Source organism: Aurantimonas litoralis, from assembly GCF_026153195.1.
GTDB lineage: Bacteria > Pseudomonadota > Alphaproteobacteria > Rhizobiales > Rhizobiaceae > Aurantimonas > Aurantimonas coralicida.
The window spans coordinates 33,342-55,084 of sequence record NZ_JAPFBM010000002.1; the positions used below are offsets into that span (position 1 = coordinate 33,342).

Consider the following 21,743-nt stretch of genomic DNA (forward strand, 5'->3'; position numbering starts at 1 on the left):
TGGGCGTCCATCGATCATTGCGGGCCGCGGGTTGCGGCATCCCACCCCGGTGCATAGTTGGATGCGTAACCGCGGCCATCGGCATGAGGCGCCGCGAACGCGGACGAAATGCTGGGGATAGCCCGGCGCAGGACGAGGTGTACCTGCCAGTGAATGGGGCTCTTTCCCAATTGTCCTCCCCACGACGTTCCGCACCCCTATCGGTGCAGCATCCGCGATATTGTCCGCCCTTCCCAGAGACGTCAGCAAGACAGGCTCGATGACCGACACCAAGACACCGCCGCACATCCCCGCACCGCCCCAGGCCGAACGCCGTCCGGTGACCGACATCCGCCACGGGCGTGAACGTTCGGACGAATACGCATGGCTGCGCGCGCCAAACTGGCAGGACGTGTTCAAGGACACAGCGGTGCTCGACCCGCAGATCCGCGATCATCTTGTTGCGGAGAACGCCTACCAGGAAGCCGTCATGGCCGGCACCACGGAACTGCGCGAGGCGCTGGTCAAGGAGATGCGCGGCCGGATCAAGGAGGATGATTCCTCCGTTCCGGCACCTGACGGACCTTGGGCCTACGGCATCTCCTATGTGACCGGTGCGGAATATCCCCGCTTCGTTCGCCGGCCGCGGGACGGCAATGACGACGAGGAGACCGTGCTTCTGGACGGACAGGTCGAGGCTGCCGACCGCGCCTATTTCTCGCTCGGCGGCATTGCCCATTCCACCGACCATCGCTGGCTCGCCTGGACGCATGACGACAAGGGCTCGGAGTTCTACACCCTTTCGATCCGCGACCTCGAGAACGGCAAGGATCTCGACTACACGATCGAGGACACCAGCGGCGGCGCCGCCTGGTCGGCGCGTTCCGACGGCTTCTTCTACACGCGTCTCGACAGCAATCACCGCCCGAGCCGGGTCTTCTACCACCGCCTCGGCAGCGATCCGCATGATGACCGCCTGATCTACGAGGAGACCGACACCGGCTTCTTCATGGATGTCGACAAGACCCAGTCCGGCGATTTCATGCTGATCGACATTCACGACCACGAGACCTCCGAATGCTGGCTTCTGCCGGCAAACAACCCTGCCGCCGAGCCGCGGCTCGTGGCCGAACGCGAGACCGGCGTCGAGTACGACGTCGACGAGGGTGGCGGCTGCCTCTACATCCGCACCAATGCCGATGGCGCGCCGGACTTCAAGATCGTCACCGCGCCGACCGACGCGGCCAAGCGCTCCGACTGGACGGACTATGTCCCGCATGAGAGCGGCCGGCTGATTCTCAACCACATGATCCTGAAGCGCCACCTCGTCTGGCTGGAGCGCCGGGACGGTCTGCCGCGGATCGTCGTCAAGCGCCTCTCCGATGGCGAGGAGCACGCCATCGCCTTTGAGGAGGAAGCCTATTCGCTGGGCCTCGCCGGCTCCTACGAATTCGACACGGACATGATCCGCTTCAGCTATTCCTCGCCGACGACGCCGAGCCAGACCTTCGACTACGATCTCGCCACACGCGAGCGCACGCTCCTGAAGACGCAGGAAGTCCCCTCCGGCCATGAGCCGGCGGACTACGTGACCCGGCGCATCATGGCGCCGGCGAAGGACGGCGAACTGGTGCCAATCTCGCTGCTCTACCGCAAGGATACGCCGCTCGACGGCTCGGCGCCGTGCCTTCTCTACGGGTACGGCTCCTACGGCATCGCGATCCCCGCCTCGTTCAACGCCAACGCGCTGTCGCTGGTCGATCGCGGTTTCGTCTATGCCATCGCCCATATCCGCGGCGGCAAGGACAAGGGCTTTGCCTGGTACGATGCCGGCCGTCGGCGCAACAAGGCCAACACCTTCACCGACTTCATCGCCTGTGCCGACCATCTCGTGGCGCAGAACTACACGCGCTACGAATGCATCGTTGCCCATGGCGGTTCGGCCGGCGGCATGCTCATGGGCGCCGTCGCCAACATGGCACCGGAAAAGTTCGGCGGCATCATCGCCGTCGTGCCCTTCGTCGACGTGCTTAACACCATGCTCGACGACACCCTGCCCCTGACCCCACCGGAATGGCCCGAATGGGGCAACCCCATCCTGTCCGGCGAGGACTACGAAGTGATCGCGTCCTACAGCCCCTATGACAACGTGAAGAAGCAGGCCTATCCGCCGATGCTGGTCCTCGCCGGGCTCACCGACCCGCGCGTGACCTACTGGGAGCCGGCGAAATGGGTCGCGCGCCTGCGCGACATGAAGACCGACGACAACCCCGTCATACTGCGGACCAACATGGATTCCGGCCATGGCGGCGCTTCCGGCCGCTTCTCCAAGCTGGAGGAAGTCGCCTTCGTCGATGCCTTCGCGCTGCGGCTGATGGGCAAGGATACGCTGACCACCGGCTGATCCGAACGAGCGCATGGCGGGCGGGACCCGCCCGCCATGCCTGTATCAGCGAATGCGGCCGGTACCGGCCGGCACGTCAGCAGACTGGGCCTAATCCGACGGCGATGCCTCGGCGGCCTCTACATCCCTCTCGACTGCGGGGATCGCCTTCAGATAGGCCGCGATCGCTTCACGGTCTTCGGCCGGCAGTCGGGCCATGTTCTCCTGTACGTCGACCATCGCGCCGCCGACGGAATCGAAGTCGGGCGTGAAGCCGCTTTCCAGATAATAGGCGATGTCGCTGGCCGACCAGCCGCCGATCCCCGACGGCGACGGCGTGATGTTGGGCACACGTCCCTCGCCTTCCGGGTTGGGCGCGCCGGCCAGCCATTGTGATAGTTCAAGCCCCCCGGCTCCGCCGAAGCTGCGCGGCGTATGGCACTGGCCGCAATGGCCCGGCCCCTCCACGAGATACTGCCCGTCATGCGCCGCCTCCGGAACATCCGCCGGCAAGTCTACCGCGGGCTCGCCATTGCCGAGGAAGGCGAGTTTCCACAGCCCGACCCCGCGGCGCAGATTGAACGGGAAGGTCAGCGCGTTCGACGGCGCCTTGCCCTCGACCTCCGGCAGACTCTGCAGAAAAGCCCAGAGATCGGCGACGTCGGCCAACTGCATGTTGACGTAGGACGTATAGGGGAAGGCTGGATAGAGATGCCGGCCGGCAGGATCGACGCCCCGCTGCATTGCATTGGCGAAATCCGCGAAGTTCCAGCCCCCGATTCCGTCGACCGGATGGGGCGAGATGTTGGGCGCATGGAACGTGCCGAAATCGGTCTCGAGCGGCGCCCCGCCGCCGAGTTTCAGAAGATTGTCGTCCCTCGCCTTGGCCCGCGCGTGACACGACGCGCAGCCACCGGCCCAGAAGAGCCGTTCGCCCTTCGTGGCATCGCCGGCCGGGACCTCCGCCAGGGTCGCGGCATTAAGGCGCTGCGGCATGGTCAGGAGATAGAAGCCGCCTGCTCCAAGGACGACGAGGAGAAAGAGGCCCGTCAGGATCCGGTCGAGCATCGCACCGATCCCGGCTCACCCCGTCGGCAACGCCAACGGCCAACCTCGCCTGATCGCAGCCCCGTCGGCGTCATGCCGCGATCCGCCTATTTGTCCTTGTCGATGCGGAATTCCTCGTGGCAGCCCTTGCAGTTCTGGGTGACCATGCCGAATGCCTGCTTGAAGGACTCCATGTCCTGCGGCGCGGCATCGATGGCAGCCTGGGTGTCCTCCTGGAACTTGACGAGTGCTGCCTCGAACTCATCCGGCTTTTCCCAGATCGCCGGCGCCGCTTCGGTGTCGTTGCCGGTCTTGCTGTCCTCGGGAAAGTAGTCGCCGAACTTCATCGCCACGTCGTGCATCTCGGTGAAGATCGCCGCGACCTTCGCAGCATCGAAGGGAGCCTCACCCTTGAGCATTGCGCCGCCGGCCTTGGCGGAGTCGCCATTGTCTTCCATCAGCGCCTGGCGGGCCTCGATGGGTTCGACATTCTGCGCGAAGGCGGGGACCATGGTTGCGGCGGACAGGACGACACCCGCAGTGATGACGATGAGTTTGCTCTGCAGCATGTAAACTCTCCCGGTATTCCGGCCAGAACAGCCGGTGCGGTGAAAGTTGAAACCAGATCCGGCAACCGTGCAATCTTGAAAACCCGTCGTCGCGCTCACGATCACGTGGGGTGCCAACATGAAAAAGGCCCCGCGACGGATGCCGCGGGGCCTTCATGGGCAAACCGGTCAGGGTCGACCGGTAACGATTACCGCGATCAGGCGGTCGCCTTCTCGTAGCATTCGAGCACGTGATCCCAGTTGATCAGATTGTCGACGAAGGCCGACAGGTACTTCGGGCGCGCGTTGCGGTAGTCGATGTAATAGGAATGCTCCCACACATCGACGCCGAGGATCGGGACGGCGCCGTGAACCAGCGGGTTCTCGCCATTCGGCGTCTTCATGATCTCAAGCTTGCCGTTCTTGACGGCAACCCAGGCCCAGCCCGAACCGAACTGGCCGGCACCGGCGGCCTCGAAATCGGCCTTGAACTTGTCGTAGCCGCCGAGATCGCTGTCGAACGCGGTCTGCAGCTTGCCCGGCAGGCTCTTGCCGCCGCCATTCGGCGTCATCCACTGCCAGAAATGGATGTGGTTGTAGTGCTGGCCGGCATTGTTGAAGAGCGCCTGATCGGTGCCGTAGGACTTCTTGACGACCTCCTCCAGCGACAGATCGGCCATGCCGGCCTTCTCGGCCAGCTCGTTGCCCTTGGTCACATAGGCCTGGTGATGCTTGTCGTGATGAAACTCGAGCGTTTCGGCAGACATGTAGGGTCCCAGCGCGTCATAGGCGTAGGGAAGCTCCGGAAGCGTGAAAGCCATGGTCCGTCTCCTTCTGTTGGTGTCGTTAGGGGCGCAACGGCTCAACACGGGGAGTGTTTCCGCCACGCGCAAAAATCGGCGAGAACGAAGCTAGTGCCAACGGTCGCATTTGCCACCGTTTTTCGGCCAGTCCTTCCTACGCTGCCCTGCGGGCGAATGACCAGTAGAGTTCGCGAGCTTCGGCATAGACGGCGCCGGCCTGCATCTGCCGATCCTCGATGCCCACGACCGGCACGACCTTGGAATGATTGCCCGTCGAGAAGATCTCGTCCGCGTCGCGAAACTGGGCGACGGTCAGGGTCGTCTCGACCACCTCGCGGCCGGCCTCGCGCAGCAGCGCAATGATGCGCTGGCGCGTGATCCCGTTCAGGAAGCAGCCATTCGGGACCGGAGTGAAGACGACGCCGTCCTTGACCATGAACAGGTTGGACGTACCGGTTTCGGCGACATTGCCGAGCATGTCGAGGACCAGCGCATTGTCGAAGCCGCGCGACTTGGCCTCCATGATCGCCCGACCGTTGTTCGGATAGAGGCAGCCGGCCTTCGCCAGCGTAGGCATGGTCTCCGGTGTCGGGCGGCGGAACGGCGACACGCCGAGTGTGAAGCCGGAGGACGCGATCATCGGCGATTCGTAGAGGCACAGGCAGAAGCGCGTGGTCGCGGCATCGGCCGGAACGCCCATGTAGCCGCCGTCTTCGGCCCAGTACATCGGCCGGATATAGACCGCCGTCTTGCCGTCGAAATCCTGCAGCCCCTCGTGGGTGAGGCGGACGATCTCGTCGGCCGCCATCGTCGCCTTCAGCCCCAGCGCCTCGGCCGACCGGTTGACGCGCTCGCAATGAAGATCGAGATCCGGCGCGACGCCTTCGAACCAGCGCGCCCCGTCGAACACCGAGCTCCCGAGCCACATGGCGTGGCTGCGCGGACCGATCAGACCGGGATTGCCGTCGTGCCAATGGCCATCGACGAAGGTGCGGGTACGGGAAAATTCCTGCGGCATGGCCGGCTCCGGATTGGCTCTGCATGAAGCGTGGGGCACGGCGCGGCCCCTGGCCGTCCATAGCGCAGCAGCAACGTCTCGTCACGCGCCGGGCCGAGGCGGCCGCGAATACAAGCGCGATGCCTCCTCGGCCTTTCAATCGCGAGACCCTGCCCATATGACCCAACGGGGCCCGGCAACCCGAGGGAGACGTCCTTGCATTCAGTCTATGTGTTCGACGCCTATGGCACGCTGTTCGACACCGGCGCCGCCGTCGCTCGCCTGGCGGGCGAGATTGGCGAGGACGGACGTCTGCTGGCGGACATCTGGCGCCGCAAGCAGCTGGAATATTCCTGGGTGCGCAGCCTGATGGGCGGCGCCCATCGCAATTTCTGGGATCTGACGGAAGACGCCCTCGACTACGCATTCCAGAAGGTGCCGACAGCCGATCCGTCCCTGCGCGGTCGTCTCCTGGAAGCCTACCGGGACCTCGATACCTTCGAGGAAGTGCCCTCGACGCTGCGTGCCCTGCGCGACCGCGGCGCACGTCTGGCGATCCTGTCCAACGGCTCCCGCGACATGCTGGCGCGCGCCGTTCGCTCCGCCGGTCTCGACGACGTCTTCGACATCGTCTTCTCCGCCGAGGATTGCGGGACCTACAAGGCGGCGCCCGCCATGTACGATCTGGTGACGACGCATTTCCGGCTTTACCCGGATGCGGTCTCGTTCCAGTCCTCCAACCGTTGGGACATCGCCGGCGCGACCGCCTTCGGCTTCCACACGGTCTGGATCAACCGCGGCGGCGAACCGGACGAGTATCTGGACCTGCAGCCGAGCGGGGTCCTGCCCGATCTGCGGGATTTGCCGAAACTCGTTTGAGCGGCGTTTTCCTTCCTGGTCAAACAGCTGTGATGGCTGCGGAACTTCTCCGAAGTCTGCAGGTTTTGCCTGCGAATGCCAAAAGCGGGGCGCGTCTACCGATCCCGCCAAGAAAAATTGAAGGCTGGACCACAATGGAAAATTCCGCACATTTCTCGCGGCGCAGGCTGCTCTTGGGCTTCGGCATTGGCGCGACTGCACTTGCTGCCGGCTGCACCAGCGGCTCGCGCGCGCGCATCGCCTCCGTCGCCCCCTACCCCGCACCGCAGGGCGGCGCTCCGGCACGGTATCGCGCGATGTACGACGCCGTGGTGGATGAAGGCTACCGGATCCCGGCCATCGATCTGAGCCGCGTCGACCCAATCTACTACCGGCAGGAAGTCGCCGATCCCACCGGTGAGAAGCCTGGCACGGTCGTTGTCGATACCGCCAACAAGTTCGCCTATGTCGTCGAGCCCGGCGGCCGCGCTATGCGTTACGGCGTCGGCGTTGGTCGCGAAGGCTTCGGCTGGTCGGGCCGGGCGAAGATCCAGTGGAAGAAGAAGTGGCCCACCTGGACGCCGCCGAAGGAGATGATCGCCCGCAAGCCGGAACTGGCTCAATATGCCGACGGCATGGAGCCGGGCATCGACAACCCGCTGGGGGCCCGCGCGCTTTATCTGTTCCAGAACGGCAAGGACACGCTGTATCGCCTGCACGGGTCGCCGGAATACTGGACCATTGGCACGTCGGGTTCGTCGGGCTGCATCCGCTTCATGAACCAGGACATCATCGACCTGTATGACCGCGTTCCGTCGGGTTCGCCGGTTCTGGTCCGCCAGGGCGGTCTCGTCGCCTGATCGCAGAGCGAATTTCCTACTGACATGAGGGGGTGAGCGGCCGGACCGCTCGCCCCTTTTGCTTGCCGGATCACTGCCGCGGCCCGAGGTCGCGGACGGAACGTCCCGACTTGCGCCCCGTTGGCTGGAAGACTTCCAGATCCGGCCAAGGGACCGCATTTTCATGAAACATGACGTCTGCGCACTCGCCGACCTGCCCGAAACCGGCATGACCGAAGTCGAGCTCGACGGCCTGAAGGTGCTGCTCATCCGCGACGGCAACACGGTCCACGCCACGGGTGCGATCTGCACGCACAAGGGCGCGCCGCTGAAGAACGGCACCCGCATTGGCAACCGGGTCATCTGCCCGTGGCATCATGCCATCTTCGACCTGACCAGCGGCGACCACATCGAGCCGCCAGGACAGGGCTGCCTCAACCATTTCACCACCGAGATCGCCTCAGGCCGGGTCCATGTCGATATCCCCGACGGCGCCGGCGTCCATCGGCCCGAGGTGGATCCCGCGGCGCGCAAGGCGGGCGGTGACCGTCTCTTTGCCATCGTGGGTGCCGGGGCTGCCGGCGTTGCCTGCGCCCAGGAACTGGTGCGCCGTGGTTTCGACGGCCGTATCGTCTTGTTCGGCGACGAAGGCGAACCGCCCTACGATCGCACCGATCTGTCCAAGGCCTACATGCAGGGCAAGAAATCCGACGCGGGCCTGCCGCTCCTTGGCGATGGCGGTCTCGACGCGATCGTGGTGGAGCGGATGACCGAGCCGGTCGCGCGGATCGACCGCGCCACGCGGACCATCCAGTTCCGCGGCAAGGACGGCGTCAATGCGGGTCTCGTCTACGACAAGTGCTTCGCTGCGCCGGGCAGCCGTGCCGGCACGCTCCCGCTCGACAATGCCGGCCTGCCGAACGTCTTCACTTTGCGCAGCCATGACGACGCCAAGGCGATCAAGGGCGCCGTCGATGCCGCCAACCGGGTCGTCATCATCGGCTCCGGCTTCATCGGCATGGAGATCGCTGCCGGTCTCGTCCAGAACGGCAAGACCGTCACCGTGATCTCCCGCGAGACCCTGCCCTTCGCCTCGAAATTCGGGGACGCGGTGGCCGGCCAGATCGCAGCCCAGCACCGGGCCAAAGGCGTCGATCTGCGCACCAATTCGGTCGTCTCCGAACTGGAGGCGAAGCACGGCAAGGTCGACACGGTTCATCTGGCCGACGGCATCCGAATCCCGGCCGAGGTCGTCCTCATCGCGGTCGGCGCCAGGCCTCGCTTGGAGCTCTTCGGCGACGCAGTTGAAGGCGGGATCGATGTCGCCGCCGATCTGTCGGTGGATGCAAGTCTGTTTGCCGGCGGCGACGTGGCAAATTTTCCGCTGGCGGGGCGGGACTACAGCACGCGCATCGAGCATTGGCGGGTCGCCGAGCAGCATGGTCGCCACGCCGCCGCAGCGATGCTCGGGAAAGCCGGTGCCTTCGACGGCGTGCCGTTCTTCTGGTCGGCCCAGTACGGGCCGATCCACTATGTCGGAAACGCCCGAAGCTACGACGACATCCACATCGAGGGCGACCTCGACACGGGCAGCTACACCGCCTTCTACATCGTCGCCGGCCGCGTCGTGGCGGCACTGGGTCGGGGCAAGGCCGATACGACGGCCGATCTGCACGCGGTCATGCTGGACGACCGCACGCCAGCCGTTGCGGATCTGGCCGCGGCAGGCTGGCAACCCGCAAGGCTGCTGAACTGACCCCGGACAGGACGGCGGCGCATCTGCGCCGCCCTCAACACCTTACGACAGACGGCCCCGCTCGCGCTCCATCATGTCGATGCGGCTTTCGAGATTTTCCTCGCGGACCATGCCCGGGATCAGGAAGAGGTCGATGATCTGCCCGATGCCGAGCAGACCGAGGGTCAGGAGCCACAGCAATCCGGTCCAGGGCCGGCCGAGATAGAACCGGTGCAGCCCGCAAATCCCGGCAAAACAGAGAAGCCAGAGGATGTAGGATGCGAGTGTCGACTTCCGGTTCATGCCCATTCCTTCCATTCCGCGTCACCTGACAAATGGGGACGGGCGCGCCGGTTTGAAAGCCGCCGCCCGGCCCCGACGCCGCCGCGGCCGCGGCGCATTCCCTCTTGTGGCGTCACTTCCCGCGTTTCAGGCTGCCGAGAACGCCGCGCAGGATCGCCCGGGTCACCGTCGAGGCGACCGTGCGGCCGACCTGCTTCATGATGGTCTCGGTCACGGTCTGACGCTGATAGCCCGACGAACGCCGACGGGGCGCCGAGCGGCGGCGCGGGGCGGGCTCTGCCTCCTCCACCTCCTGGGTGTCGTCGCGGCCATCGCCGCCAAGGCCGAAATCGGGAAGCTGAAAACCGGTCCGCGTCCGGCGAGGCGGCGGCGCGTCCCGCTCTTCCTCTTCGCGGCGGCGCGCGGCGTCGGCGCGCCGTGCCGCTTCTTCCTTCCGCTCTGTCTCCAGCCGGCGCTGCTCTTCTTCCTGCGCGAGCTGATCCTCGGCCCGGCCGATCAGCATCTCATAGGCCGATTCCCGATCGACGGCATGGTCGTACTGGCCCGCAACCGGGCTCTTCGCCATCGTTTGCGCCCGCTCCGCCTCGGTCACCGGACCGAGCCGGCCGGCCGGCGGACGGATCAGCGTACGCTCGACCATGGAGGGCACGCCCTTCTTGTCGAGCGTCGAGACCAAGGCCTCGCCAACACCGAGCTTGGTGATGGCCTCGAAACAGTCGAATTCCGGGTTCGGGCGGAAGGTCTCGGCCGCTGTGCGCACGGCCTTCTGCTCGCGCGGCGTATACGCCCGCAGCGCGTGCTGAACCCGGTTGCCGAGCTGGGCCAGAACGCCCTCGGGCATGTCGAGCGGGTTCTGCGTCACGAAATACACGCCGACGCCCTTGGAGCGGATCAGCTTCACCACCTGCTCGACCCGGTCGACGAGGATCTTCGGCGCGTCGTCGAACAGCAGATGCGCCTCGTCGAAGAAGAAGACGAGCTTTGGCTTGTCCGGGTCGCCGACCTCAGGCAGTTCCTCGAACAGTTCCGACAGCAGCCAGAGCAGGAAGGTCGCGTAGAGCCGCGGGTTCATCATCAGCTGGTCGGCGGCCAGCATGTTGACGATGCCGCGCCCGTCCCGGTCCGTGCGCATGAGGTCGGCAATCGCCAGCGCCGGCTCGCCGAAGAAATTCTCCGCCCCCTGCTGTTCCAGAACCAGCAGCGACCGCTGGATCGCGCCGACCGAAGCCTTGGCGACATTGCCGTAGAGCTTCGAGACATCGTCGGCATTCTCGGCCACATGGGCCAGCATCGCCTGCAGATCCTTGAGATCGAGGAGCAGCATCCCCTCCTCGTCGGCGATCTTGAAGACGATGTTGAGGACGCCTTCCTGCGCGTCGGAGAGGTTCATCAGCCGCGACAGGAGGAGCGGCCCCATCTCGGAGATGGTGGCGCGGATCGGGTGACCTTTCTTGCCGAAGACGTCCCAGAACACGACGGGATAGAGGTCGTGGTAATAGGGATCGAGACCGATGGCCTCGGCCCGGGCGACGAGGAAATCCTTGCCCTCGCCGCGCTGCGACACGCCGGACAGATCGCCCTTGATGTCGGAGCAGAACACCGGCACGCCGGCTTCCGAAAACCCTTCCGCCAATATCTGCAGGGTCACCGTCTTGCCGGTACCGGTCGCGCCCGTCACCAGGCCGTGGCGATTGGCGCGTGTCAGGTCGAGATACTCGCCCTTCTTGATCGCGTCCTTCGGGTCGCGGCTGGATCCCAGATATATCCGACCGTCTTCGAGCATGCGGCGTCCCCCTCTTGCGGAGGCCGGAGCTTACATGCCGGTCTTCCGGCGACACAAGCGCACATCAGGGCGCCGTCGCCGATTGCAATTGCGTGCCCCCGCCGGCTTTGCCAAAGTCCCGCTGATTCGCGCCGACCCCCCAAGGGCCGGTTTTCCGCGGCATGTCCGGGGCAGAGCCTCCGATCCAAGAGGACCATCCATGCACGAGTTGTTTGCCAAGATTGCCGCCGAGACCGGTATCGACGAGGCCGCCGCCAAGAAGGCTGTCGGGCACATCCTCGCCTTCGTGAAGGCCGAAGGGGACGATCCGGCCGTCGGCAAGATGATCGCCGAGACGCCCGGCGCCGAAGACGCGATGGCGACCGCCGGCGAAGGCGGCAGCGGCGGCCTGATGGGCGGCATGCTCGGCGGCGGCATCATGGGCCTCGGCTCCAAGCTCATGGGCCTCGGCCTCGGCATGGGCGAGATCCAGACCGTGGCGCGCGAGCTGGTGGCTTTCGCCAAGACCCAGACCGACCCGGAGACCGTCGACAAGGCCCTCTCCTCCGTGCCCGGCCTGTCGCAGTATATCTGAGCGGCAGCGCCCCGGACGCCATGACATGGCCGGCCTCGTTGCCGGGCCGGCCACCTTTCCGCGCAGACCGCCAGCCGCGCGCTGGATAAAGCCGTTGCCTTCGCCTATGGTCTTGGCGAACAACGGAAATGTGGCCGTGTTGAAGGAACACGACGTCATCGGGGGAGCGAGGTCCTTGAATGACATCTGATCCCATCAGCGCCGAACCGGGCGCCACCCCTCAGCATGTGTCCCGGCTGCGTTCTTCGCTGACGCGTTCGTGGGCTGCCGGGTCGTTCAACCTTTCCCGCCTGTTCCGGCGACCGCCGCTCCTCGCGCATCTGGTACTGTTCGCGGTCATCGTCCTGATCCCGGCTTTGCTGTTCAGCGCATTCCTGATCCTGCAATTCTCCGCCCAGCAGCGCGAGATCGCCGCTGCCCAGGTCAACGACACCGCCGAGATCATCTCCAACGCGGTCGATCGTGAGATCTACGGCATGATCACCACTGGCCGGGTGCTGGCCTCCTCGCCGTCCCTGGCCGAGGGTGAACTGGCCGGGTTCCACGCCCGCACGGTCGCGGCGCTGAAAACCACCAACACCGATGCCGCGCTCGTGGAGCCGAACGGTCGGATCGTCGCCTCGACGCTGGATCCCTATCCGGCTCCGGTTCGCGCCATGAGCTACACCGAAACGGTCGACCGGGTGCGCAAGACCCGTCAGCCGACCGTGTCCGGCGTGTTCTTCGGCGATCGCTCCGAACGCTTCGTGTTCCATGTCGCGGTGCCGGTGTTTCGCGGCAACGACGTCTCCTACGTCCTGATCATCAGCAAGGCCGCGGATACGCTCAGCGCGGTGATTGCCGATCGCAACCTGCCGCGCGAATGGTCCGCCATCATCAAGGATTCGAACGGCAAGCGGGTCTTCGCCGCGGTCACCAGCGAAGGCCGGATGGAGGCCCAGCAGGGCATTTCCTACGACAATCCCTCGATCATCGAGACGCTCGGCGCCCGCATGAGCCGCGACCTGATCGAAGCCTCCACCGTATCCAGCCTGACCGGATGGACGACGACGCTCGCCGTGCCCAACTCGGTCATCGTGCAGCCGGTCCTGCGATCCTGGCTGTTGCTGATCAGCGCCGGCACGGTGCTTTTGATGTTCTCGATCGTGCTGGGAATCCTGCTCGGTCGCCGCATTGCCGCACCCATCCTGCAACTGTCCAAGCAGGCTGCCGCCATCGGCGCCGGCGAGCCCGCGGCGACGATCGGCACCGACATCGCCGAGGTTGCCGAGGTGTCGAAGGTCTTGGCCCAGGCGTCCCGCGCGCGCCGCGACGCCGAGGAACAGAACCGCTTCCTGATGCGCGAGATGACCCATCGCGCCAAGAACCAGTACGCTCTCATCGCGGCCATCGCGCGCCGGGCGGCCAAGGAAAGCGCCGACACCACGCAGTTCCTGGCGACCCTCTCCGAGGCGCTGAGTTCGCTGGCCCGCTCGGCCGATCTCCTGTCGAGCCGCGCCTGGGAAAGCGCCATGGTCAAGGATCTCGTGCACGCCCAGCTCCATGCCTTCGGCGCCGGGGGCGAGCAGATCGAGGTCCGCGGTCCGTCGGTCCGGCTGAACCCGACCGCGGCCCAGACCCTCGGCCTCGCCCTGCACGAACTGGCCACGAATGCCGTCAAATACGGCGCCCTGTCGACGTCGGAGGGCAAGGTCGTGATCTCCTGGTCGATGGATGCCGAGTTCACCATCACCTGGAGCGAGAGCGGCGGACCGCCCGTGATCGAGCCCAAGCATTCGGGATTCGGCACGCTGGTTACCCAGAAGATGACCTCGCGCGGCCTGAACGGCTCGGTCGAGATGGACTACGCGGTCTCGGGCGTGGTGTGGCAATTGCGAGCGCCCTCTGACGCCGTGATCCCGCATTAGCTCGCACGGGCAAGCGCGGGTCTGGCCAGACGCCATGGCAACGCCAGTTTCGTTTCCCGGCCGGACAGCCTATGGAAGCAGCCGGACGAGTGAGAAGGACAGGCGGGGGAGCCAGGCCGCCTGACCTTCGCGACCGCCTTTCGGGGATGGCCGCGACCAGGCAGCACGAGGAGGGCCCATGACGGCGCTGACGATCGAAGCCATCGAGTTTCCGGAAGTCGACGAAGCCGGTTGGCGAGCGCGCGTCGAAAAGGGCCTGAAGGGTCGATCGTTCGAATCCCTCGTGACGACAGCCGAGGACGGGTTCGGCTACGGTCCCCTCTACGGGCGCCGCACCGCTGCGCCGCTCGCACGTGCGACCTCCGGTCCCTGGCAAATCGTCCAGCGGGTCGACGACCCCGATCCGGCCCGTGCCAACCAGCAGGCGCTGGCCGATCTCGAAGGCGGCGCCAACGCACTGTCCCTGGTCTTTGCAGGCTCGGCCTCGGCTCATGGTTTCGGCCTGCCGATGGAGGCGGAGGCGATCGCCCACGCCCTCGACGGCGTTGATCTCTCCATGATCTCCCTGCGGATCGAACCGCATATGGATGCCCGGATTGCCGTGGATGCCCTGCGTTCGCTGGCGAAAACGCGGGACCAGGCATTCGAGACGCTGGCGATCGATCTCTGCCTCGATGCGGTCGGCCCCTTTGCCTTCACCGGTAGCTTTCCCGGCGCCGAGAGCGCCTTCCGGGCCCATGCCGGACGCGCCACCAAGGGGCTGCGCGCCAGTGGCTTCACCGGCCGCGTCGCCGAGGCCGACGGTCGCCTCTATCACGACGCCGGCGCCACCGCCGCGCAGGAACTGGGCGCCGTTCTCGCGACCGCGCTGTATTACCTGCGCGCGATGACCGAGGCCGGCCTGAGCGTCGCCGACGTCGCCTCCGCGATCGGCTTCACCCTCTCCGTCGACCAGCGCCAGTTCGAGCAGACGGCCAAGCTGCGGGCGCTGCGCCTGCTCTGGGCGAAGCTGCTGGAATCCTGCGGCGGGGATGCGCCGTCCGCGACCCGTATCCATGCCGAGACGTCGTGGCGGATGATGGCTGCCATGGACCCGCATACCAACATCCTGCGCGCCACCATTGCGGCCGTCGCCGCGGGCACCGGCGGGGCCGACAGCCTGGCCGTCCTGCCCTATACCGCGCCGCTCGGCCTTGCCGATCGCGCGGCGCGACGCCTTGCCCGCAATCTGCAGATCATCCTGCAGGAAGAGAGCTTCCTCGCCTTGGTCGCGGATCCCGCCGCCGGCTCCGGCAGCATCGAGGCGCTGACCGACCTGACCGCCGAAGCCGCCTGGAACGAATTCCGCGAGATCGAGGCCGAAGGAGGCATCGTCGCCAGCCTGAAGACCGGCGCCCTCCAGAGCCGGGTCATGGACGCGCGCCTTGAACGCCAGCGGCGGCTGGAGGAGGGCAAGACCGTCGTGATCGGCGCCAGCCTCTATCCTCTTGAGAGCGAGCGCGATCACACGATCCTTGCCGCCCATCGAAGCGATCTCGCGGCGTCCGACGGCGACATGCGCTGCGAGCCCCTGCGTCCGCACCGTCTCAGCGAAACTTCGGAGGCCAGCCGATGAGCGCGATTCCGGATTTCAGGCAGATCGGCTGGAGCCGCCCGAACGCAGCCGCGCCGCAAGCGTCGACGACCGACGGGTTCGAAACGCCCGAAGGCATCACCCTCGGCGGCGCCTACGGCTCCCAGGAACTGGAAGGCTACCCGTTCCTCGATACCCAGCCGGGCATCGCGCCTTATCTGCGCGGCCCCTACCCGACCATGTATGTCGAGAAGCCCTGGACCATTCGGCAATATGCCGGCTTCTCCACCGCCGCGGCGTCGAACGCCTTCTACCGCCGCAACCTCGCCGCGGGCCAGAAAGGGCTGTCGGTCGCCTTCGACCTCGCCACCCATCGCGGCTACGATTCCGATCACCCGCGCGTCGCGGGGGACGTTGGGATGGCGGGCGTCGCCATCGATTCCATCATCGACATGCGCCAGCTCTTCGACGGCATCCCGCTCGGCGAGATGAGCGTGTCGATGACCATGAACGGCGCGGTGCTGCCCGTCCTCGCCCTCTACGTGGCTGCGGCCGAGGAACAGGGTGTCGCGCAGGCGGATCTTTCCGGGACCATTCAGAACGACATTCTGAAGGAGTTCATGGTCCGCAACACCTATATCTATCCGCCGGCGCCCTCGATGCGGATCATCTCGGACATCTTCGAGTTCACCTCGAAGAACATGCCGAAATACAATTCGATCTCGATTTCCGGCTACCACATGCAGGAAGCCGGGGCGACGGCCGACCTGGAGCTCGCCTACACCATCGCCGACGGCATCGAATATGCTCGCGCCGGCGTCGCGGCCGGGCTCGACATCGACCGTTTCGCGCCGCGCCTGTCCTTCTTCTGGGCCGTCGGCATGAACGCCTTCATGGAGATCGCCAAGCTGCGGGCCGCACGGCTGATCTGGGCGGCGCTGATGAAGGAGAACTTCGCGCCGCAGGATCCGCGCTCGCTCTCGCTGCGCACCCATTGCCAGACCTCCGGCTGGTCGCTGACGGCACAGGACGTGATGAACAACGTGGTGCGAACCTGCGTCGAGGCGATGGCAGCGACGCAGGGCCATACCCAGTCACTGCACACCAATGCCTTCGACGAGGCGCTGGCCCTGCCAACCGACTTTTCCGCCCGCATCGCTCGGAACACCCAGCTCGTGCTCGCCCATGAAACCGGCACGACGGGCCTGATCGATCCTTGGGGCGGGTCGGCCCATGTCGAGCGGCTGACCCATCTTCTCGCGCAAAAGGCGCTCGCGCATATCGCCGAGGTCGAGGCGATGGGCGGCATGGCGAAGGCCATCGAAAAGGGCCTGCCGAAGCTGCGGATCGAGGAAGCCGCGGCCAAGACCCAGGCGCGGATCGACTCGGGCACCCAGACCGTCGTCGGCATCAACCGCTTCCGCAATGCCAGCGACGACGAGGTCGATGTCCTGCGGGTGGACAATGCCGATGTGCGGCGTCAGCAGATCGAGAAGCTGCAGCAATTGCGGGCCGAACGCGACGATGCCGCGACCAAGGCGGCCTTGTCGGCGCTGACAGCTGGAGCCGAGGGCAACGGCAACCTCCTCGAACTGTCCATTGCGGCGGCCCGGGCCAAGGCGACCGTCGGCGAGATGGCCGATGCGCTGGAGACGGTGTTCGGCCGCCATGTCGCCAAGGCGCAGGTCGTGGCAGGTGTCTACAAGCGGGAGGCGGGTCCCATGGCGGATCGTGTTGCGCAGGTTCAGGCGATGAGCGCGGCCTTTGCCGAAGCCGAGGGACGCCGTCCCCGCATCCTCGTTGCCAAGATGGGCCAGGATGGCCACGACCGGGGCCAGAAGGTCATCGCCTCGGCCTTTGCCGATCTCGGCTTCGACGTCGATATCGGCCCGCTCTTCCAGACGCCGGAGGAAGCGGCCCGCCAGGCCGTCGAGAACGACGTCCATATCGTCGGCGCCTCGTCGCTGGCCGCCGGTCACCTGACTCTGGTGCCGGAACTGAAGGCCGCCCTCGCCCGGGAAGGCGGCGAGAACATCATGATCGTCGTTGGCGGGGTCATCCCGCCCCAGGACGTCCCGGCGCTGAAGGAAGCCGGCGCGGCGGCGATCTTCATGCCGGGCACCGTCGTCGCGGAAGCGGCGGCAGATCTCCTGCAGTCCCTCGCCGCCCATCTCGGACACGGCAAGCTGGCGGCAGAGTAGAGCGCGTGACGACCCACGGCATCGGTGCGCTTGCGCCATCGAGCGGCAATCCCTGTGGGGATTGGCGATCCCTCTCCTTCGGCGGATGGCGTCCATGATCGAGGCCTACACGCCCTCGGGCCGGTTCATGCGCCCCCGTTCGGTGCAGGGCGACGCGATCCCGGCCGAGGCAGTTTGGCTCGACCTGCTCAACCCGACGGCGGACGACGTCTCCGCCGTCGAACGGCTGTGCGGCATCGACGTGCCCACCCGCGAGGAAATGGACGAGATCGAGGTCTCGAGCCGACTCTATTCCGAAGACGGCGCCGACTTCATGACCGCCTCGGTGGTGTTCGGCCTCGACAGCGGCAAGCCGTCCTTCGCGCCGGTCACCTTCATCCGGACCGGCGACCGGCTGATCACCCTGCGCTACAGCGAGCCGAAGAGCTTCGCGATCTATGCCGCAAAGCTCTGCCGCGAGACACCCAACGCCGCTCATATGTCGCCGGAGAGCCCGCAGCCGACGCAGACCGCCAAGACGGCGAGCCACCCCGGGACGCCGACGGCCGACAGCATCCTGATCGGCCTCCTTGAGACCGTCATCGACCGGGTCGCGGATCTCCTGGAATCCATCTCCGCCGATCTCGACCGGATCGGCGACGACATCTTCTCCTCGTCGGCGAGAAAGAAGCCGACGGGCACTGCGGACTTCAAGTCGCTGCTGCGGCGGATCGGGGCGGCCGGGGATCTCACGTCGCGGGTGCGCGAGAGCCTCGCGACCCTCGACCGGCTGCTGCCCTTCCTGCAGCTCGTCTTGGACGGTCGCAAACCGTCGAGCCGGGACACCAGGCCGCGCGTCAAGGCCATGTCCCGCGACGTCCACTCGCTCAACGACTTCGTCTCGTTCCTGTCGAACAAGACGACCTTCCTGCTCGACACGACCGTCGGCATGATCTCGATCGAGCAGAACGCCATCATCAAGATCTTCTCGGTGGCGGCGGTGGCGTTCCTGCCACCGACCCTCATCGCATCGATCTACGGCATGAACTTCACGCACATGCCCGAACTGGGCTGGACGTTCGGCTACCCTTTGGCGCTCGCGGCCATGGTCGTCTCCGCAATCGTCCCGATGATCCTGTTCCGCTACAAGAACTGGCTCTAGCCGGTCGCGGGGTCTACGCGCAGCGTTTTGCGGCTTTGCAGATTACCGATCTCGGCCCCGCGTGTATTGGCCGAGCATGATCGCGCAGAAGTAGCTAAATGATCTCTTAACGAAATTCGATCAAGTTTCGCTGATGAAAGCGAGGCCGACGGTATGCTGCTGACCCGAGAATTGCAGCTGGGCGGATGGGAAGCGAGCGAGCGCGTCGAGATCGTCCGCTCGCTGCACGGCGACATGCTGTCCTTCGCCTATGCCTCGGTGGCCGTCGCTGTCGGCGCCTCCATGACCGCGATCCAGACCGGGCAGAACGCCCTGTGGAGCGTCGTCGCCTTCACCTCCCTGATTGCCGCGATCCGCCTGGTGACCATGCTGATGGTCCGGCAGCGCTCCCACAATGCCGACTTCGACGTCGTCTTCTGGGAACGGCTCTATCTCGTCCTCGGCACCGTCCATGTCGCCAGCGTCGGCGCCTGGACCACCATCGTCTTCCTCGTCGGCGGCGGCGCCTTCGCGCAGGTCGTCTCCTTCGCGACGGCCATCGGCTATCTGATCGGCATCCAGGCGCGCAATTTCCCGAGCCCGCTGATCGCCCGCGTCCAGACCGCAGCCGCAGCCGTGCCGATGGTCGCTGGCCTGCTCATCCAGGGCACGGCCTGGTACGTCGGCTACGCCTTCATCCTGCTGGTGTTCTTCGCCGGTATTCTGAGGACCAACGGACGGATCTGCGAGACCTTCCTCGGGGCGCTGCGCGCGGCCCGCATGAACGAGGAACTGGCGCATTTCGACACGCTGACGCATCTGCCCAACCGGGCCTACACCAATCGCCGCCTCGACGAGCTGACCCGCGACACCTACGAGCCCTTCGCGGTTCATTTCGTCGACCTCGACCGGTTCAAGCGGATCAACGACACGCTCGGCCACAAGGCCGGCGACGCCGTCCTGATCGAGACGGCACGGCGGTTCCGCGACGTCGTCGGGACCAGCGGCTTCATCTCGCGTTTCGCCGGCGACGAGTTCCTGATTTTGCAATATGGCGCAGATGCCGAAGCGGCCGCCGGCCTTGCCGACCGGCTGGTCGAGGCGATGCGCGAACCCTTCATGATCCAAGGCGCGCCGGCCGCGACCGGCTGCAGCATCGGCACCGCCCTCTTCCCGCTGCATGGCGAGGACGCCGAGCTTCTTACCCGCCAGGCGGACACCGCCCTTTACCAGGCCAAGAGCGCCGGCCGCAGTACGGCCCGCATGTTCGCCGCCGACATGCTGGATCGCGAGACCAATCGCCTCCGGATCGAGACCGGTCTGCGTCTGGCGCTCGAGGACAACCAGCTTCGCCTGTTCTTCCAGCCGCTCGTCGAGCCGAACACCCTGCGGATTTCCACCTGCGAGGCGCTGATCCGCTGGATGGCGCCGGACGGGCGCATGATCTCGCCGGGCGAATTCCTGCCGGTGGCCGAAGAAACCGGCCTGATGGGGATGCTGACGGACTGGACGCTTTACGAGGCGATGCGGATCGCCAGCGACTGGCCGTCTTCCGTCGCCGTTGCGGTGAACCTCTCGCCGAGCCAGTTGCTGCGCGCCGACATGGTCGAGGTCATCTCCACCGCGTTGCGTGAAACGAATTTCGATCCGCGACGGCTGGAGATCGAGATCACCGAGAACCTGCTCCTCGGCGAGCACCAGCCCGTCCTTGCCAAGCTGGAAGCCTTGCGCGACATGGGTATCTCCATCGCGCTCGACGATTTCGGCACCGGCTTCTCGAACTTCAGCTACATCGCGCGTCTGCCGATCGGGAAGGTGAAGATCGACCGGTCCTTCCTCACCGGCATCATCGCCGACAAGCGACGCCAGTCGCTCCTGCGCGGCTTCGTGCACCTCGTCGCGTCGCTGGACCTTCGCATCGTGGTGGAGGGCGTCGAAACGATCGAGCTCCTGGAGTTCGTCTCTTCGGACCCGCAGGTCACGCAGATCCAGGGCTTCGTCTTCGGACGACCCTTGCCCGAAACGGCCATCGGCACGCTACTCAGGGCCAGCAGTTCGGCCGGCCGTGAGATGGCCGAGAGCCGTCCGCGGATCGCCATTGCCGGACAGTAAGTGGCGCTGGATTTCCCACCAGCCCCACAAGTCGCACTGCGATTCCGTGAACAGAATCAACGTCGCGGGCGATTCATTAACGGAAATTAACTAATTTTCCAATATCAGCTTTGCATATATTTAAAAATGCGTAATCCTGTCTACACAATTTGAACGATATCGTCGTCAAATGCAGCGGGGACTGACGAAGCATGGAACGAGGCACGAGCAAGTCTGGCAAACTCTCCGGTCGCTCTCAGATATCCAGCGTGATGAGAAGCGTCCGTTATTTCCAGGCCACCAGCGATACCGATCGCGAAAAGATCTATCGCCTGCGCTATGATGCGTATCTTGCCGAAGGGGCGATCGGCGAAGCACCGTCCCGCATGTTCTCAGATCGTCACGACGAGGATGTGAACGCATTCGTTCTGGGCATTGAGATCGATGACGCCCTCGTCGCCTCGATCCGCCTGCATATCACCACCCCGGAATGCCGCGTCGGCCCGGCCATGGATGTCTTCGGTGCCGAACTGACGCCGTTGCTCGACAAGGGCGAGAGCTTCGTCGACCCGACCCGCTTCGTCGTCGACCACAGCGTCCGGAAGATGACGACGCTCCTCCCCTTCGCGGGCCTCAGGCTCGGCTCCATGCTCGCCGACCATTTCGACGCCACATACATGCTGGCGACGGTCCGGCCCGAACACGTGCCCTTCTACGACCGGATCTGCCTTCTTCACCCGCGGACCCCGGCCCGGCATTATCCCGGACTGAAGAAGCCGATCGCGCTCTGCTACAACGACATGCAGACGCTGCGCCGCGAACTCCATCCGAAGTTTCCGGTGTTCCAGTCGACGGCCGGCGAACGGGCGGAATTGTACGGCCCGTCCACCAGCCTCGTCGACCGCGCGCGCTGGGCAGGCTCGGCCAACGACAATGCCGCGCGGCGCTTTTCCTGGCAGCAGGCGACGGGACAGACGGCGGGCATGACGGCCTGAGAAAACG

17 protein-coding genes are annotated in these 21,743 nt (G+C 65.7%); 11 read left to right on the top strand and 6 right to left on the bottom strand.

Annotated elements, in window-relative coordinates; genetic code table 11:
- Positions 1-259 precede the first annotated feature (259 nt).
- On the top strand, positions 260-2,383 hold the full coding sequence (locus N7I30_RS05105; protein ID WP_498637201.1) for a S9 family peptidase: 2,124 nt from the start codon (positions 260-262) through the stop codon (positions 2,381-2,383).
- Positions 2,384-2,473: 90 nt separating this feature from the next.
- Here the strand turns inward: N7I30_RS05105 and N7I30_RS05110 are convergent, their stop codons facing one another.
- The 4 genes from N7I30_RS05110 to N7I30_RS05125 all read right to left on the bottom strand — a co-directional run bounded on the left by N7I30_RS05110 (position 2,474) and on the right by N7I30_RS05125 (position 5,778).
- Complete coding sequence (locus N7I30_RS05110; protein WP_498637203.1) at positions 2,474-3,430, bottom strand: c-type cytochrome; 957 nt, start codon at positions 3,428-3,430, stop codon at positions 2,474-2,476.
- Between the two features lie 86 nt (positions 3,431-3,516).
- On the bottom strand, positions 3,517-3,978 hold the full coding sequence (locus N7I30_RS05115; RefSeq protein ID WP_483212470.1) for a c-type cytochrome: 462 nt from the start codon (positions 3,976-3,978) through the stop codon (positions 3,517-3,519).
- Between the two features lie 197 nt (positions 3,979-4,175).
- Entirely contained in the window at positions 4,176-4,778 is a 603-nt protein-coding gene (locus N7I30_RS05120) for a superoxide dismutase (protein WP_024348991.1), read from the bottom strand.
- 136 nt (positions 4,779-4,914) lie between these two features.
- Positions 4,915-5,778 (bottom strand): branched-chain amino acid aminotransferase, encoded by an 864-nt coding sequence (locus N7I30_RS05125; protein WP_498637205.1) that lies wholly within the window; start codon positions 5,776-5,778, stop codon positions 4,915-4,917.
- A 195-nt stretch (positions 5,779-5,973) separates the two neighbouring features.
- On the opposite strand from N7I30_RS05125, the gene N7I30_RS05130 reads away from it, so the two are divergent.
- From N7I30_RS05130 to N7I30_RS05140, 3 genes are all read left to right on the top strand, one after another.
- Positions 5,974-6,636, top strand: coding sequence for a haloacid dehalogenase type II (locus N7I30_RS05130; protein ID WP_187390302.1), 663 nt, complete (start codon positions 5,974-5,976; stop codon positions 6,634-6,636).
- Between the two features lie 134 nt (positions 6,637-6,770).
- On the top strand, positions 6,771-7,475 hold the full coding sequence (locus tag N7I30_RS05135; RefSeq protein ID WP_024348994.1) for a L,D-transpeptidase: 705 nt from the start codon (positions 6,771-6,773) through the stop codon (positions 7,473-7,475).
- 163 nt (positions 7,476-7,638) lie between these two features.
- Positions 7,639-9,210, top strand: a complete 1,572-nt coding sequence (locus N7I30_RS05140) for an FAD-dependent oxidoreductase (RefSeq protein ID WP_498637208.1) — start codon at positions 7,639-7,641, stop codon at positions 9,208-9,210.
- Positions 9,211-9,252: 42 nt separating this feature from the next.
- Here the strand turns inward: N7I30_RS05140 and N7I30_RS05145 are convergent, their stop codons facing one another.
- Together N7I30_RS05145 and N7I30_RS05150 are read right to left on the bottom strand one after the other, a co-directional pair.
- Positions 9,253-9,492, bottom strand: coding sequence for an NINE protein (locus tag N7I30_RS05145; protein WP_155898361.1), 240 nt, complete (start codon positions 9,490-9,492; stop codon positions 9,253-9,255).
- A gap of 112 nt (positions 9,493-9,604) precedes the next feature.
- Positions 9,605-11,275 (bottom strand): helicase HerA-like C-terminal domain-containing protein, encoded by a 1,671-nt coding sequence (locus tag N7I30_RS05150; protein WP_188074834.1) that lies wholly within the window; start codon positions 11,273-11,275, stop codon positions 9,605-9,607.
- A 199-nt stretch (positions 11,276-11,474) separates the two neighbouring features.
- Here N7I30_RS05150 and N7I30_RS05155 point away from each other — a divergent pair, with 199 nt between their 5' ends.
- The 7 genes from N7I30_RS05155 (at position 11,475) to N7I30_RS05185 (ending at position 21,736) form a co-directional block, all read left to right on the top strand.
- Positions 11,475-11,849, top strand: a complete 375-nt coding sequence (locus N7I30_RS05155) for a hypothetical protein (protein WP_024348997.1) — start codon at positions 11,475-11,477, stop codon at positions 11,847-11,849.
- A gap of 179 nt (positions 11,850-12,028) precedes the next feature.
- Positions 12,029-13,756 carry an HWE histidine kinase domain-containing protein gene (locus N7I30_RS05160; protein ID WP_188074835.1) on the top strand — a complete coding sequence of 576 codons (1,728 nt, stop codon included), beginning with the start codon at positions 12,029-12,031 and terminating at the stop codon, positions 13,754-13,756.
- 178 nt (positions 13,757-13,934) lie between these two features.
- A complete protein-coding gene (locus tag N7I30_RS05165; protein ID WP_498637210.1) occupies positions 13,935-15,371 on the top strand; it encodes a methylmalonyl-CoA mutase subunit beta in 1,437 nt (478 codons plus the stop codon).
- Positions 15,368-17,530, top strand: coding sequence for a methylmalonyl-CoA mutase (gene scpA, locus N7I30_RS05170; RefSeq protein WP_491390410.1), 2,163 nt, complete (start codon positions 15,368-15,370; stop codon positions 17,528-17,530). The genes N7I30_RS05165 and scpA overlap by 4 nt, the downstream gene beginning before the upstream one ends.
- A gap of 94 nt (positions 17,531-17,624) precedes the next feature.
- Entirely contained in the window at positions 17,625-18,671 is a 1,047-nt protein-coding gene (locus tag N7I30_RS05175) for a magnesium transporter CorA family protein (RefSeq protein ID WP_498637213.1), read from the top strand.
- 153 nt (positions 18,672-18,824) lie between these two features.
- Entirely contained in the window at positions 18,825-20,762 is a 1,938-nt protein-coding gene (locus tag N7I30_RS05180; RefSeq protein WP_498637215.1) for a putative bifunctional diguanylate cyclase/phosphodiesterase, read from the top strand.
- 251 nt (positions 20,763-21,013) lie between these two features.
- Positions 21,014-21,736: an N-acyl amino acid synthase FeeM domain-containing protein gene (locus N7I30_RS05185; RefSeq protein ID WP_188074840.1), complete on the top strand. Its 723-nt coding sequence runs from the start codon at positions 21,014-21,016 to the stop codon at positions 21,734-21,736.
- The last annotated feature ends 7 nt before the right edge of the window (positions 21,737-21,743 follow it).

Coding starts and splice junctions, on each gene's coding strand:
- N7I30_RS05165 (WP_498637210.1), top strand. CDS start 13,935: ATGACGGCGCTGACGATCGAAGCCATCGAGTTTCCGGAAGTCGACGAA.
- N7I30_RS05140 (WP_498637208.1), top strand. CDS start 7,639: ATGAAACATGACGTCTGCGCACTCGCCGACCTGCCCGAAACCGGCATG.
- N7I30_RS05185 (WP_188074840.1), top strand. CDS start 21,014: ATGAGAAGCGTCCGTTATTTCCAGGCCACCAGCGATACCGATCGCGAA.
- N7I30_RS05155 (WP_024348997.1), top strand. CDS start 11,475: ATGCACGAGTTGTTTGCCAAGATTGCCGCCGAGACCGGTATCGACGAG.
- N7I30_RS05150 (WP_188074834.1), bottom strand. CDS start 11,275: ATGCTCGAAGACGGTCGGATATATCTGGGATCCAGCCGCGACCCGAAG.
- N7I30_RS05125 (WP_498637205.1), bottom strand. CDS start 5,778: ATGCCGCAGGAATTTTCCCGTACCCGCACCTTCGTCGATGGCCATTGG.
- N7I30_RS05110 (WP_498637203.1), bottom strand. CDS start 3,430: ATGCTCGACCGGATCCTGACGGGCCTCTTTCTCCTCGTCGTCCTTGGA.
- N7I30_RS05180 (WP_498637215.1), top strand. CDS start 18,825: ATGCTGCTGACCCGAGAATTGCAGCTGGGCGGATGGGAAGCGAGCGAG.
- scpA (WP_491390410.1), top strand. CDS start 15,368: ATGAGCGCGATTCCGGATTTCAGGCAGATCGGCTGGAGCCGCCCGAAC.
- N7I30_RS05105 (WP_498637201.1), top strand. CDS start 260: ATGACCGACACCAAGACACCGCCGCACATCCCCGCACCGCCCCAGGCC.
- N7I30_RS05175 (WP_498637213.1), top strand. CDS start 17,625: ATGATCGAGGCCTACACGCCCTCGGGCCGGTTCATGCGCCCCCGTTCG.
- N7I30_RS05145 (WP_155898361.1), bottom strand. CDS start 9,492: ATGAACCGGAAGTCGACACTCGCATCCTACATCCTCTGGCTTCTCTGT.
- N7I30_RS05160 (WP_188074835.1), top strand. CDS start 12,029: ATGACATCTGATCCCATCAGCGCCGAACCGGGCGCCACCCCTCAGCAT.
- N7I30_RS05135 (WP_024348994.1), top strand. CDS start 6,771: ATGGAAAATTCCGCACATTTCTCGCGGCGCAGGCTGCTCTTGGGCTTC.
- N7I30_RS05120 (WP_024348991.1), bottom strand. CDS start 4,778: ATGGCTTTCACGCTTCCGGAGCTTCCCTACGCCTATGACGCGCTGGGA.
- N7I30_RS05115 (WP_483212470.1), bottom strand. CDS start 3,978: ATGCTGCAGAGCAAACTCATCGTCATCACTGCGGGTGTCGTCCTGTCC.